General features: G+C 75.4%; 11 protein-coding genes. 9 read left to right on the forward strand and 2 right to left on the reverse strand.

What is annotated here, in order from left to right; all coding sequences use genetic code 11:
• Positions 1 to 80 precede the first annotated feature (80 nt).
• The 9 genes from PH191_RS05735 to PH191_RS05775 all read left to right on the forward strand — a co-directional run bounded on the left by PH191_RS05735 (position 81) and on the right by PH191_RS05775 (position 11,317).
• A complete protein-coding gene (locus PH191_RS05735; RefSeq protein WP_274193616.1) occupies positions 81 to 2,213 on the forward strand; it encodes an APC family permease in 2,133 nt (710 codons plus the stop codon).
• Entirely contained in the window at positions 2,210 to 3,481 is a 1,272-nt protein-coding gene (locus PH191_RS05740) for a class I SAM-dependent RNA methyltransferase (RefSeq protein ID WP_274193617.1), read from the forward strand. Before PH191_RS05735 ends, PH191_RS05740 begins: the two co-directional genes overlap by 4 nt.
• A 44-nt stretch (positions 3,482 to 3,525) precedes the next feature.
• Complete coding sequence (locus PH191_RS05745) at positions 3,526 to 4,719, forward strand: amidohydrolase family protein (RefSeq protein ID WP_274193618.1); 1,194 nt, start codon at positions 3,526 to 3,528, stop codon at positions 4,717 to 4,719.
• A complete protein-coding gene (locus PH191_RS05750; RefSeq protein WP_274193619.1) occupies positions 4,716 to 6,146 on the forward strand; it encodes a M20 metallopeptidase family protein in 1,431 nt (476 codons plus the stop codon). Before PH191_RS05745 ends, PH191_RS05750 begins: the two co-directional genes overlap by 4 nt.
• Positions 6,147 to 6,232: 86 nt before the next feature.
• Positions 6,233 to 6,814, forward strand: coding sequence for a class I SAM-dependent methyltransferase (locus PH191_RS05755; RefSeq protein WP_274193620.1), 582 nt, complete (start codon positions 6,233 to 6,235; stop codon positions 6,812 to 6,814).
• 98 nt (positions 6,815 to 6,912) lie between these two features.
• Positions 6,913 to 8,904 carry a 1-deoxy-D-xylulose-5-phosphate synthase gene (dxs, locus tag PH191_RS05760; RefSeq protein WP_274193621.1) on the forward strand — a complete coding sequence of 664 codons (1,992 nt, stop codon included), beginning with the start codon at positions 6,913 to 6,915 and terminating at the stop codon, positions 8,902 to 8,904.
• Positions 8,905 to 8,967: 63 nt separating this feature from the next.
• Positions 8,968 to 9,639: a response regulator transcription factor gene (locus PH191_RS05765; RefSeq protein ID WP_274193622.1), complete on the forward strand. Its 672-nt coding sequence runs from the start codon at positions 8,968 to 8,970 to the stop codon at positions 9,637 to 9,639.
• A 54-nt stretch (positions 9,640 to 9,693) separates the two neighbouring features.
• The gene (locus PH191_RS05770) at positions 9,694 to 10,842 is read left to right on the forward strand and encodes a sensor histidine kinase (protein ID WP_274193623.1); all 1,149 of its coding nucleotides are present in this window, start codon (positions 9,694 to 9,696) and stop codon (positions 10,840 to 10,842) included.
• A gap of 13 nt (positions 10,843 to 10,855) precedes the next feature.
• Positions 10,856 to 11,317: a group II truncated hemoglobin gene (locus PH191_RS05775; RefSeq protein ID WP_274193624.1), complete on the forward strand. Its 462-nt coding sequence runs from the start codon at positions 10,856 to 10,858 to the stop codon at positions 11,315 to 11,317.
• Position 11,318: 1 nt separating this feature from the next.
• Here PH191_RS05775 and PH191_RS05780 read toward each other — a convergent pair whose 3' ends face one another.
• Positions 11,319 to 12,662, reverse strand: a complete 1,344-nt coding sequence (locus PH191_RS05780) for an HRDC domain-containing protein (RefSeq protein ID WP_274193625.1) — start codon at positions 12,660 to 12,662, stop codon at positions 11,319 to 11,321.
• Positions 12,663 to 12,853: 191 nt separating this feature from the next.
• A complete protein-coding gene (locus tag PH191_RS05785) occupies positions 12,854 to 13,570 on the reverse strand; it encodes a response regulator (protein ID WP_378014962.1) in 717 nt (238 codons plus the stop codon).
• Between the last annotated feature and the right edge of the window lie 381 nt (positions 13,571 to 13,951).

A 13,951-nucleotide genomic window follows, 5' to 3' on the forward strand; every position in this document is an offset into this window, starting at 1 on the left:
ACGGGCGGTGCGCACCGTATCTCCCCGGAGGGCGTACCCACCGATGCGCTGGTCGGTGCGGACGCGCCTACGCTCGCCACGTGTCCAAGCTCGCCACGGCGACCAAGCGCCTGCTGCTCGGCCTGCCGTTCCGCAGCGACGAGCTGCAGGGCACGCTGTTGCGCAAGCGGGTCGCCCTGCCCGTGTTCGCCTCCGACGCGCTGTCGTCGGTGGCCTACGCGCCGCAGGAGGTGCTGATCACCCTGTCGCTGGCCGGGCTGGGGGCCTACGCGCTGTCGCCCTGGGTGGGCGCGGCAGTGATCCTCGTGCTCGGCACGGTCATCGTGAGCTACCGGCAGAACGTGCACGCCTACCCGTCCGGCGGCGGCGACTACGAGATCGCGACGGTGAACCTCGGCAAGTACGCCGGGCTGACCGTGGCCAGCGCCCTGCTCGTCGACTACACGCTCACGGTGGCCGTGTCGGTGTCGTCGGCCGCGGACAACCTCGGCGCGCTCGTGCCGTTCGTCGGCGACCACAAGGTGCTCTTCGCGGTGCTGGCCATCATCGTCCTCACCGCCGTCAACCTGCGGGGGGTCCGCGAGTCCGGGGCCGCCTTCGCGATCCCGACCTACTGCTTCATCGTCTGCATGGTCGGCATGATCGTCGTCGGTGCCCTGCGGCTGGCCTCCGGCGACGCCCTGGTCGCCCCGAGCGCCGGGTTCGGGGTGCTCCCCGAGGGCGGCGGCGACTCCACCGACGACCTCACCCAGCTGGCGCTCGTCTTCCTCGTCCTGCGCTCGTTCACCCAGGGCTGCGCCGCCCTGACCGGCGTGGAGGCCATCAGCAACGGGGTGCCGGCGTTCCGCAAGCCCAAGTCGCGCAACGCCGCCACCACGCTGGCGCTGCTCGGGCTGATCTCGGTCTTCCTGTTCTCCGGGATGATCGCCCTGGCCCGCGCGTCGGGCGTGGTCATGGCCGAGCGCCCGGGCGACCAGCTCGTCGGCGCCCCGGCGGACTACCGCCAGGAGACGCTGGTCGCGCAGCTCGCGCGCACGGTCTTCGACGGCTTCCCGCCCGGCTTCTGGGCGGTCACGATCTTCACCGCGCTGATCCTCGTGCTCGCCGCCAACACCGCGTTCAACGGCTTCCCCGTGCTCGGCTCGATCCTCGCGCAGGACCGCTACCTGCCCCGCCAGCTGCACACCCGCGGCGACCGGCTGGCGTTCTCCAACGGCATCCTGTTCCTGGCCTTCTTCGCCGTCGTGCTGGTGGTGGGCTTCGGCGCCGAGGTCACGGCGCTGATCCCGCTCTACACCGTCGGCGTCTTCGTCTCGTTCACCCTGAGCCAGACCGGCATGGTGCGGCACTGGACGCGGCTGCTGGGCACCGAGACGGACGCGACCGAGCGCTCCCGCCTGCGGCGCTCCCGGTGGGTCTCGGGCTTCGGCACGGCGATGACCGGCACGGTGCTGCTCGTCGTGCTGGTGACGAAGTTCGTGGTCGGCGCGTGGATCGCCATCGTCGCCGGGGTCCTCGCGTTCCTGCTGATGCTCTCGATCCGGCGCCACTACGACCGGATCTCCGAGGAGATCGCCGCCCCGGAGGTGATGACCAGCACGCTGCCCAGCCGCAACCACGCGATCGTGCTCGTCTCGCAGCTGCACATGCCGACGCTGCGGGCGGTGGCCTACGCCCGCGCGACCCGCCCGGACGTGCTCGAGGCGCTGACGGTCAACGTCGACGACGGCGACACGCGGATGCTGGTCGCGCAGTGGGAGCGCCGCGACATCCCGGTGCCGCTCAAGGTCGTCGAGTCGCCCTACCGAGAGATCACCAAGCCGATCCTGCAGTACGTCAAGCGCATCCGGACCGACAACCCACGGGACGTGGTCACCGTCTTCATCCCCGAGTACGTGCTCGGGCGCTGGTGGGAGCAGCTGCTCCACAACCAGAGCGCCCTGCGGCTCAAGGGCCGCCTGCTCTTCCAACCCGGGGTGATGGTGGTCAGCGTGCCGTGGCAGCTCGAGTCCTCGAAGCGGGCGGCGGCCCGCCGTCCCCCCGGCGCGCCGGGCTCGGCGCGCCGCGGCTACGAGCCCCCGCCGGGTGCCGGCGGGCCCGCGGTACCGGCCGACGCCGCCCCGGCGCCGCCGCCGAGCCCCGCGACGGCCGGGCGCTCGCCGTCCCGGCGCCCCGCCGCCGGGCTCGACGAGACGCCGGCGCGACCGCGATGAGCGCGCCCGCCGAGGGGGCCGCCGAGCCCGCCGCCGAGCCCCCCGCCGACCCCCCCGCCGAGCCCGCCGCCCAGCCCGCCGTCACCGACTGGACCGACCAGCTGCTCGAGCTCGACGTCGGGGCGGTCGCGCACGGCGGCCACTGCGTCGCGCGCCACGAGGGCCGGGTGGTGTTCGTGCGCCACGCGCTGCCCGGCGAGCGGGTGCGGGCGGCGGTCACCGAGGACGCCGGCGGCTCGTTCTGCCGCGCCGACGCGGTCGCGGTGCTCGTCGCGTCGCCGCAGCGCGTCGAGCCGCCCTGCCCGTGGGCGGGGCCCGGCGGGTGCGGCGGCTGCGACTGGCAGCACGCCGAGCCGGCCCTGCAGCGCGACCTCAAGGCCGTGGTCGTCGCCGAGCAGCTCTCCCGCCTGGCGGGGATCGAGCGCGAGGTCACCGTCGAGGAGCTGCCCGGCGGGCCGCTGGACTGGCGCACCCGGATGCGGATGGCCGTCACCGACGACGGGCGGCCGGGCCTGCGGGCGCACCGCAGCCACGAGGTGCTCCCGGTCGGCGACTGCCCGATCGCCGCGCCGGGGGCGCTCCTGCCCGTGCTGGAGCGGGAGTGGACCCCGACCGCCGAGGTCGAGATCGTCCGGGACGCCGCGGGCGAGGTGCACGCCGCGGAGCTGTTCGAGGGCGTCCGCCACCCCGCGCTGGGCAGCGGCACCGCCCACGAGCAGGCCGCCGGCCGCGGGTGGGAGCTGCCCGCGGAGGCGTTCTGGCAGGTCCACCCGCACGCCGCGGACGCCGTGGTCGCCGCGGTGCTCGAGGGCGTCGGCGACGTCGCACCGGGCGCGTGCACCTGGGACCTCTACGGCGGCGCCGGGCTCATCGCGGCCCCGCTGGCCGAGCGCGTCGGGCCGGGGGGTCGCGTGGTGCTCGTCGAGAGCGACCCCGCGGCCACCGCGGCGGCGGGGCGGTGCCTCGCCGACCTGCCGGCCGTGCAGGTGGTGCGGGGCCGGGTGGAGAAGGTCCTGGACGGGCTCCCCGGACCGCCCGCGGTGATCGTCGCCGACCCGCCGCGCAAGGGACTGGGCCGCGGCCTGGCCGGGCGGCTCGCCGAGCAGGGTGCCGAGCGGATCGTCCTCGTCGCCTGCGACCCGGCGGCGCTCGCCCGCGACGTCGCCGCGATGGCCGAGCACGGCTACCGGTTGGACACGCTGCGTGCGTTCGACGCATTCCCGATGACCCATCACGTCGAGTGCGTCGCAACCGTGCGCCGGACGTGACGTACTCCGGTAGACAGGGACCGGCGGCGTCGAGGGAGTCACCGGTGAGCGGGAGCCTGAGCGGAAGCCTGGTCAGCGCGGGGCTGGTGCCGGCGGGGCCGGTCAGCTTCCTGGACGGGGTCCGGATGATCGACCACCACTGCCACAGCGTCGTCGCCGGTCCGCTGGACCGGGCGGGCTTCGAGGCGCTGCTCACCGAGGGTGCCGCGCCGGCCCCGGGCACGAGCGCCTTCGACTCGGCGCTGGGGTTCTCGGTGCGCCGGTGGTGCGCGCCGGCGCTCGACCTGCCCGCCCACGCCGACCCCGACGACTACCTCGCCCGCCGCGCCGAGCTCGGGCCCGAGGAGGTGACCCGCCGGTTCCTCGGCGGGGCCGGGGTGGGCGCGGTGTTCGTCGACCACGGCTTCGCGGCCGGCGACCTGCTCGCCCCGTCGGCCCTCGGCGCGGCGGCCGGCGCGGCGGTGGGCGAGGTGGTGCGGCTCGAGGCGGTGGCCGAGGCCGTGGCCGACGCGGGCGTCGACGCCGCCGGCTACGGCGACGCCGTGCGGGACGCCGTCGCCGCGCGCACCGACCCCGGGGCGGTGCCGACGCCCGTCGCCACCAAGAGCGTGCTGGCCTACCGCGCGGGCCTCGACGTCGACCCGACCCGCCCGGAGGCCGCGGAGGTCAAGAAGGCGGCCGACGGGTGGCTGCGGCGCCGCGCGGAGACCGGCGAGCCCCTGCGCGACCCCGTGCTCCTGCGCCACGGCCTCTGGACCGGCCTGGACACCGGGCTGCCGCTGCAGATGCACACGGGGTTCGGCGACCGGGACGAGGACCTGCACCGCGCCAACCCGGCCCTGCTCGTCGGCCTGGCCCGTCTGGTCGAGCCGCTGGGCGTGCCGCTGATGCTGCTGCACTGCTACCCGTACCACCGGGAGGCGGCGTGGCTCGCGCAGGTGTTCACCGGCGTGCACGTCGACGTCGGCCTGGCCGTGCCCTACGTCGGGCCCCGCGCCGCCACCGTGATCGGCGAGCTGCTCGAGCTCGCGCCCTTCGGGAAGGTCCTCTACTCCTCGGACGCGTTCGGCCTGCCCGAGCTGCACCTGCTGGGGGCGCTGCGTTTCCGTTCGGCGCTGGGTGGTCTATTGGAGCACCTCTGCGCGACGGACGAGCTCGCGCCCGCCGATGCCGAACGGGTGGCCACCATGATCGGGACCGACAACGCGCGCCGGGTCTACGGGCGGATGCCGGCGTGAGTCGGCCCCGGCCCGCGGCCCCCCAGCCCACGACGCCGCAGCCCACGACGCCCCAGCCGGCGACCCCGCCCCGCGTCGCCCCGGCGCTGCACGTCGCCCTCGAGGACGAGCTCGACGCGGCCGTGGCGCTGCGGCACGCGCTGCACCGCGACCCCCGCCTGTCCGGGGACGAGGCCGACAGCCGCGACCTCGTGCTCGGCGCGCTCGCGGACGTGGTGCCGGACGGGCGCACCCCCGACCCGGTGGCCGACACCGGGGCGATGCTGCGCCTCGGCCCCCCGGCCGAGGACGGGACACCGGCGGTGGCCGTGCGCGCCGAGCTCGACGCCCTGCCCGTCGTGGAGCGCACCGGCCTGCCGTTCAGCGCCACCGGCGCCGCCGCGCACGTGTGCGGGCACGACGTGCACGTCGCCGCGCTGGTCGCCGTGGTGCGCGCGATCGCACGGGCGGGCGCCAACGCGCTGCCCGCGCCGCTGCTCGCCGTCTTCCAGCCGCGCGAGGAGAAGGCCCCGTCCGGCGCCGCGGACGTCGCCGCCGACCCCGCCTTCGTCGCCCACCGGGTGGGGGCGGTGCTCGGCGTGCACGTCCAGCCCGAGCTGCCCCGCGGCACGGTCTCGGTGCGCGGCGGCCCGGTGAACGCCTCGGCCGACGAGATCGAGATCGAGGTGCACGGGCGCGGCGGGCACGGCGGCTACCCCCACCGCACGCGCGACCCCGTGCTCGCCCTCGCCGAGATCGTCGCCGGCGTGCACCACATCGTGTCCCGGCGCGTCGACCCGATGGCCGCCGGCGTGATCACCATCGGGCAGATAACCGCGGGCTCGGCGCCCAACATCGTCCCCGAGACCGCGTCGGCGCGCGGCACCGTCCGGGCGCTCGACGCCGACCGGGACGAGATGCTCGCCGCGGTCCGCGACGTCGTGGAGGGCACCGCCACGGCCTACGGGTGCACCGCCACGCTCACCGTGGTGCCCAACGAGCCGGCCGTGGTCAACGACGACGCGCTGGCCCGCACGGTCGCGGCGTCGCTCGGCGGCCGCCGCCGCGAGGACCGGGCCGGCGGCAGTGGCAACGGCAGTGGCAGTGGCAGTGGCAGGGGCAGTGGCAGCGGTCACGGCAGCGGCAACGGGCACGGGGACGCGGACGGCGCGGGGGAGCCGACCGGCCTGGTGCTCGACACCACGTTCCGATCCTGCGGCGCGGACGACTTCTCGCACTACGGTGACGTGCTGCCGTCGTTGATGCTGTTCGTGGGCACGACCCCGGCCGGGTCCACCCCGGGCGAGGGCCCCGGCCTGCACCACCCCGAGTTCTCGCCCGACGACGCGATGGTCGGCGAGGTGGCCCGCGCGCTCCTCGCCTCGGTCGTCGCCGCGGGCGCGGCGCTCGTGGACACCACCGCGGAGCCTGCGGACCCGCTGGTCTAACCCGAGGCCGGCTCCAGATCGTCACCACCCCGCTCGTCACCACCCCGGGACCACGGGCCGACGAGCCCTCGTGAAGGAGATCAGCCGTGACCGAGATCCAGGCGTTCGCCCGCGAGTTCCTGCGCGACCCGTTCAACGTCGCCGCGCTGGTCCCCAGCTTCGCGCCCCTCTGCCGCCAGGCCGCCGCACCGCTGCCCGAGACCGGCGACCCGGTGGTGCTCGACCTCGGCGCCGGGACCGGCCAGGTCACCGACGTGATCCAGGAGCGCCTGGGCGGACGCGGCCGGCACATCGCGGTGGAGTTCAACCCCCGCATGGCCGCCGTCCTCCAGGAGCGCCACCCGAAGGTCGAGGTGATCTGTGACGACGCGAACGCCGTCGTCGAGCGCCTGCTCGCCGAGGGGGTGCGCAGCGACCTCACCGTCTCCGGGCTGCCGTGGCCGGTCACGTCGCCGAAGGACCGCACGATCTTCCGCCCGCTGGCGCGCCTCGCCGCCCCGGGCGGCGCGGTGACGCAGCTCGCGCACGCCTGGATCCGCTTCTTCCCGGCCGCCAAGCAGGTGCAGCGCAACCTCGAGACGCACTTCGAGGAGGTCGTCGTCACCCGCACGGTGATGGCGAACATCCCCCCGGCTGTGGTCTACGTCGCCCGGCGGCCGCGAACCTGATGGTCGCGCCGTCGACGACGATCCGGGCGAACTGCGCCCGCTCCGCGCGTCCGTAGACTGGGCGGGCCGTTGACCCCCGGCGGAGCAGAGGTGACCTCGTGACGTTGATGGACCGTGTCCGCACCCCCGCGGACCTGCGCGGTCTCGACGCGGACGAGGTCGTCGCCCTCGCGTCCGAGATCCGCGCGTTCCTCGTCGACCGGGTGTGCCGCACCGGCGGGCACCTCGGGCCGAACCTGGGTGTGGTGGAGCTGACGCTGGCCCTGCACCGCGTCTTCGACTCCCCGCGCGACGCGCTGATCTACGACACGGGCCACCAGAGCTACGTCCACAAGATCCTCACGGGACGTGCGGGCGACTTCGGCGGGCTGCGCCAGGTCGGCGGGCTCTCGGGCTACCCGAGCCGCACCGAGAGCGAGCACGACCTGGTGGAGAACTCCCACGCCTCCACCGCGCTGTCGTGGGCGGACGGTCTCGCGAAGGCCGACGCGCTCACCGGGCGCGACCGCTCGGTGGTGGCCGTCGTCGGCGACGGGGCCCTCACCGGCGGGATGTGCTGGGAGGCGCTCAACAACATCGCCGCGGCCCCCGACCGGCCCGTGGTGATCGTCGTCAACGACAACGGGCGCTCGTACTCGCCGACGATCGGCGGGCTGTCGCGCAAGCTGACGGCGCTGCGGCTGCTGCCCCGCTACGAGCAGGTCCTCGAGCACGGCAAGCGCGCCGTGCAGGGCATGCCGCTGGTCGGCCCGACGCTGTACTCGGCCCTGCACGCCGCGAAGGCCGGGATGAAGGACGCCCTGAGCCCGCAGCCGCTGTTCGCCGACCTCGGGCTGAAGTACCTCGGGCCCGTCGACGGGCACGACGTCGAGGCCATGGAGCACGCCCTGCGGGTGGCCCGCGACTTCGGCGGCCCGGTCGTCGTGCACGCGGTGACCGCGAAGGGCCGGGGCTTCGCCCCCGCCGAGGCCGACGAGGCCGACCTCATGCACTCCCCGGGGCCGCTCGACCCCGAGACCGGGGTGCCGGTCGGGCCCAAGCCCCGGGACTGGACCGCGGTCTTCACCGAGTCGATGCTCGAGCTGGGGCGCGAGCGCTCCGACGTCGTCGCGATCACCGCGGCGATGCAGGGCCCCACCGGCCTGACCCCCTTCGGCGAGGCGTTCCCCGAGCGGCTGTTCGACGTGGGCATCGCCGAGCAGCACGCGATGACCTCGGCGGCCGGGCTCGCCGCGGGCGGCCTGCACCCCATCGTCGCGATCTACTCGACGTTCCTCAACCGCGCGTTCGACCAGCTGCTCATGGACGTCTCACTGCACCGCGCGCCCGTGACGATCACGCTCGACCGCGCCGGGGTCACCGGCAGCGACGGCGCGAGCCACAACGGCATGTGGGACCTCTCGATCCTCGGGATCGTGCCCGGCCTGCGGGTCGCCGCCCCCCGGGACGCGGTGACGCTGCGCGAGGAGCTGCGCGAGGCCGTCGGCATCGACGACGGGCCGACCGCCCTGCGCTGGTCGAAGGGCGCGGTGCCCGCCGCGGTGCCCGCGCTGCGCACGCTCGGCCCGGCCGAGGGGCCCGGGCGCGTCGACGTCCTCGCCGAGCCCGGCCGTCCCTCGCGCGCCGCGCCGCGGCCCACCGCGGTCGACCGGCTGCCCGACAGCGTCGTGCCCGACGTCCCGGACGTCCTGCTCGTGTGCGTCGGGGCGTTCGGCGAGCTCGGGGTGCAGGCGGCCGAGCGGCTGACCGCGCAGGGGATCGGCGTCACCGTCGTCGACCCGCGCTGGGTGCAGCCCGTGCCCGAGGCGCTCGTGACGCTGGCCGGCGAGCACCGCCTCGTGGTCACCGTCGAGGACGGCGGGCGCCACGGCGGCGTCGGGTCGGCGATCGCCGACGCCCTCGCCTCGGCCGAGGTGGACGTCCCCGTGCGCACGCTCGCCCTCGACCAGGAGTTCCTCGCCCACGCCTCGCGCGGCCAGGTGCTCGCCGGGGCGGGCCTCACCGACGCCGACGTCGCCCGGCGGATCACCGAATGGGTCTCGGGGCGCGACACGACTCTCGTGCCGGACGCGGACACCGTCGCGCGCTGATCGCTCGTGCCCCCTCTTCGCTTTCTCAGGGGCTGCTCAGGAGACCTGTGGCACCGTGGAGATGTGCGAGTACTGATCGTGGAGGACGAGCAGGCCCTGGCCAACGCGCTGGCCCGTGGCCTGCGCCGCGAGGGCATGGCGGTCGACGTCGCGTACGACGGCGACGAGGGCAGCGAGAAGGTCGGGGTGACGCGCTACGACGTCGTCGTGCTCGACCGCGACCTGCCGGGACGCTCCGGTGACGAGCTGTGCGCCGAGATCGTCGGCGACGTCACGCGCGTCATCATGCTGACGGCGAGCGGCGCGCTGCGGGACAAGGTGGAGGGTCTCGCGCTCGGCGCGGACGACTACCTCGCCAAGCCCTTCGACTTCCCGGAGCTCGTGGCGCGTGTCCGCGCCCTCGGCCGGCGCGCCACGCCCGCGGTGCCGCCGGTGCTGCGCTCCGCGGACATCGTGCTCGACCCGGCGAAGCGCACCGTGACCCGCCGCGGCTCGGTGCTCGAGCTCACCCGCAAGGAGTTCGGGGTGCTCGAGGTGCTCATGGCCGCCGGCGGCGCGGTGGTCAGCTCCGAGGAGCTGCTCGAGCGGGTCTGGGACGAGAACGCCGACCCGTTCACCACCACGGTGCGGGTCACGGTGATGACCCTGCGCAAGAAGCTCGGCGAGCCGGGGATCATCGACACCGTCGTCGGGTCCGGCTACCGGGTGCCGGCGGAGTCGCCCGCGGTGGTCTAGGGCCGCTCGAGCCCTTCACGGGGCCGCCTCCGCGCGCCCCGTAGCGTCACGGCCGTGTCCGCCGCCTCGCCCGCCCTGCGCCGCGGACCCGGCCTCCGGGTCCGGCTGACGCTGGTCGCCACCGGCCTCGTCGCCGTCGTGGCCGTGGTGATGGTGTGGCTCGGCTGGATGCTCGTCGGCGAGGTCGCGGCGGGCGTTCCCCAGCTCCCGCCCGACACCCCCGTCACCGTCGACGGCGTGCGCGTGCCGGCCGGGGAGCTGGCCGACGCGCTCGGGAAGTCCGCCCGCACCGAGGTGCTGCGGGTCGGGTCGATCGCGTTCGCGATGGTCGTGATCTCGGCGGCCCTGGTGTCCTGGGTCCTGGTCCGGCGGGTCCTGCGCCCGCTGCACGAGGTCACCGCCGCCGCGCGCAGGCTCTCGGCGGAGTCGCTCGACGCCCGCATCGGGCTGACCGGCCCCCGCGACGAGGTCGCCGAGCTGGCCGCCACCTTCGACGCGATGCTCGACCGTCTGCAGGCGGCGTTCGACGCGCAGCGCCGCTTCGTCGCCAACGCGAGCCACGAGCTGCGCACTCCGCTCGCGGTGCTGCGCACCGAGGTCGACGTGACCCTCGCCGACCCCGAGGCCGACGTCGCCGAGCTGCGGCGCATGGCCGAGGTGATCCGCGAGGCCACCCGCCGCGCCGAGCACCTCGTCGCCGGCCTGCTGCTGCTCGCGCGCACCGAGGCCGCCGACGCCGTGCCGACCGAGCCCGTCGATCTCGCCGAGACCGTGCCCATCGCGCTCGACGCGGTGCGCGCGGAGGCCCGCGACCGGGGGCTGAGGATTCGGACCGACCTCGCCTCCGCCGGGGTCGCCGGCGACGCCGCCCTGCTCGGGCGCATCGCCGGGAACCTCGTCGAGAACGGTGTGCGCCACAACGTCGACGGGGGCTGGCTGACCCTGCGCACCGGGGTCGAGGACGGGCACGCGGTGCTCGCCGTGGCGTCGTCGGGACCCGTGGTCTCGCCGGAGACCGTCGCGGAGCTGTTCGAGCCCTTCCGCCGTGGCGCCGGCCGCACCGGCACCGGCACCGGCCTGGGCCTGTCGATCGTGCGTGCCGTGGCCCACGCGCACGGGGGACGCGCGTCCGCCGAGCCCGTCGAGGGCGGTGGGCTCGCGGTGACCGTGGCGTTGCCGCTGGATTCCCGGCCGAGCACGTGATTACAGTGTTGCAATGACACCGACGCTGTACGAGTGGGCCGGCGGGACCGAGGCGTTCCGCCGTCTCATCGACGCGTTCTACGACCGGGTCGAGCGCGACGACCTGCTGAGCCCGCTCTTCCCGGGCGGGGTCACCGAGGAGCACCGGGCGCACGTGACCCTCTGGTGGGCCGAGGTGTTCGGCGGGCCCGCGCAGTACACGACGTCGCTCGGCGGCTACGAGCGGATGCTCGCCCACCACCGGGAGCTCGGCATCACCCCCGACCAGCGCCGGCGGTTCGCCGAGACCATGAGCCGGGCGGCCGACGACGCCGGCCTGCCCGACGATCCCGAGTTCCGCGCCGCCTTCGTCGGCTACGTCGAGTGGGGCACCCGGCTCGCGCTGGCGAACTCGCAGAGCGGTGCCGACGTCGTCGAGCAGGCGCCCGTCCCGCAGTGGGGATGGGGCGTGGCGCCGCCGTACCAGCCGTCCTGAGCTAGGACGGCTCGTCGACAGGGGCCGGCTGTGCTGTCAGGGCCTCGGCGAGCAGGGGAGCGGCGAGCTCCGCCTGCCACGGCCGCGCGCCCAGGTCCGCGAGGGTCGCGGCCACCGTGTCGGCATCGGCAGCGTCCGGCGGTGACCAGCACAGACGCCGCACGAGGTCGGGCGTCACGAGGTTCTCCACCGGGGTGCCGGTGCGCTCGGAGAGCCCCGCGAGGGCGGCCCGCGCGGCGGCGAGGCGCGCGGCGGCGGCCGGGTCCTTGTCGCCCCATCGGTGTGCGGGCGGCGGGCCGTCGGGCTGCGCGGCGGCGGCGGGCCACTGCGTGCGGTCCAGCGCGCGGGCGCGGGCGATCGCCGACCACCAGCGATCACCCAGACGGCGCTGGGCACGCCCACGGAACACCGGCATCGCGATGAGCTCCTCGCGGCCGGCGGGCTCGCGCAGGGCGGCGTCGACGATCGCGGCGTCCGGCAGCAGGCGGCCGGGCGCGACGTCGCGGGCGGCCGCGAGCTCGTCGCGGGACTCCCAGAGCTCGCGCACCACGGCGAGCTGCGCGGGCCGGCGCACCTTGTGCATCCCCGAGGTGCGACGCCACGGCTCGGCGCGCGGCGGCGGGGGAGGGGCGAGGCGCACGGCCTCGAACTCCTGCTCGGCCCAGACGGTCTTGTCCTGCCGCTCGAGGTCGGCGGCCACCGCGTCGCGGAGCTCGATCAGCAGCTCGACGTCGAGGGCGGCGTAGGTCAGCCAGTCGTCGGGCAGCGGGCGGCGCGACCAGTCGGCGGCGCCGTGGCCCTTCTGCAGCCGCACGCCCAGCAGGTGCTCGGTGAGGGGACCGAGGCCCACGCGGGGATAGCCGACGAGGCGCCCGGCGAGCTCGGTGTCGAAGAGGGAGTCGGGGCGCATGCCGACCTCGGCCAGGCACGCGAGGTCCTGGGAGGCGGCGTGCAGCACCCACTCGACGCCGCGCAGCGCGTCGCCGAGCACGGAGAGGTCGCCGCCGCACGCGATGGGGTCGACGAGGAAGGAACCGGCGCCCTCGCGGCGCAGCTGCACCAGGTAGGCGCGGGCCGAGTAGCGGTAGCCCGACGCCCGCTCGGCGTCCACCGCGACGGGGCCGCTGCCCGCGGCCAGACGCGCCGCGGCGTCCGAGAGCGCCGCGATGTCCTCGACGAGTGGCGGTACGCCCTCGGCCGGTTCGAGCAGGTCGACGGCCGCGTCCTCGGCGGGCTCCGCCTGGTCCCCGGTCTGGTTCCCGGCCTGGTCCTCGGGCTGGTCCTCGGGCCGACCGACCCGATCCGGAGCCCCGGCCTGCTCGCTCTGCGAAGTGTTGGCCGTCACGGACGGTGGAGTCTGCCCGCTCCCGGCGCCCGGCGCAGGGAGAACAGTGGATCTCGCCGGTGTGTCGGGGGCGGAGGGGTCTCCCGGGGCCCGGCCACGGACCCCACCGGCGTTCCCGGCGGGGTCCGTGGACCGGCTGGCCGGGGTCGGCCGCTCCGAGGAGGAGCGGGCCGACCCCCGTGCCCTCGCGCTCAGCGGATGACGCCGGCCCGCATGGCCAGCGCGACCATCTGTGCCCGGTCGCCCGTCCCGAGCTTGCGCCCGATGCGGGAGAGGTGGCTCTTGACCGTCAGCGCCGAGAGGCTCAGCGCGTCGCCGATCTCCTTGTTGGATCGCCCGTCGGCGACCAGCTGGAGCACCTCGACCTCACGGGCCGACAGCTCCCGGGGTGTGTTGTCCGTGGCCGGCACACGCGTGCCCGCCGCGAGCAGCGGAGCGACCGAGGGGTCGGCGTAGAGGCCGCCCTCGAGCACTCGCCGCACGCCGTCGGTGACGACGCCGGGAGACGCCGACTTGAGCAGGTAGGCCTGGGCGCCGGCCTGGAAGGCCGCACGCACCGCCGACGGGTCGTCGGAGGCCGCCAGCACCACGACACGGTTCCAGCCCTGCGCGCGGAGCTCGGCGATCAGGTCCAGGCCACTGCCGTCCGGCAGGCCGAGATCGAGGATCGCGAGATCGCACGGCCCGCTGGCCAGTGCCCGGGTGCGGGCCTCGGAGATCGAGGCCGCCTCGTGGACGGTGCCCGCGCCCATCGAGGAGAGCCGCTGCGCGATCGCCTCGCGCAGCAACGGGTGGTCGTCGACCACCAGGACAGAGAACATCTCTTCCCGCGGATGCGGGACCATGGCCGGCGGCAACAAGCCGCTTGCGACGCCGCGAAGGGCCATGCCTGGGCCCACGGTTGCCACGTCGAGTACCTCCTAGAAGTCGGTCTTGCCCCCCGACATTCCGCACCGGGCCCCCGAACCATCGACCGCGCCGCCGATCGGACGAGGAAGTGCGTGCGAGAGAAGATATCCCCCCGGGCGAGTTAACGAGAGCATCAGGGCCAACTTCGCTCGGTGGAGTTTCGTGCGTTACGCGGCCGCGGTCACCCTTTGGAGTGGACAGACGACACGGAATCGTCTCTCGGTAACACTGCGTGTAACTGCCGCTACGTAGAGTGCTGAGTAGCGCCGAGCGGCACAGCCCCGCTGCAACCAACGACCCAACGTCGGCGCGTGACGGGTGGAGCGGGTTCGGGCTGATCGGACGCCTGCCTGTGCATCCCATCGCGAAGGTGCGATGAC

This window comes from Actinomycetospora callitridis, assembly GCF_028737265.1.
In the GTDB taxonomy this organism is placed as follows: domain Bacteria; phylum Actinomycetota; class Actinomycetes; order Mycobacteriales; family Pseudonocardiaceae; genus Actinomycetospora; species Actinomycetospora callitridis.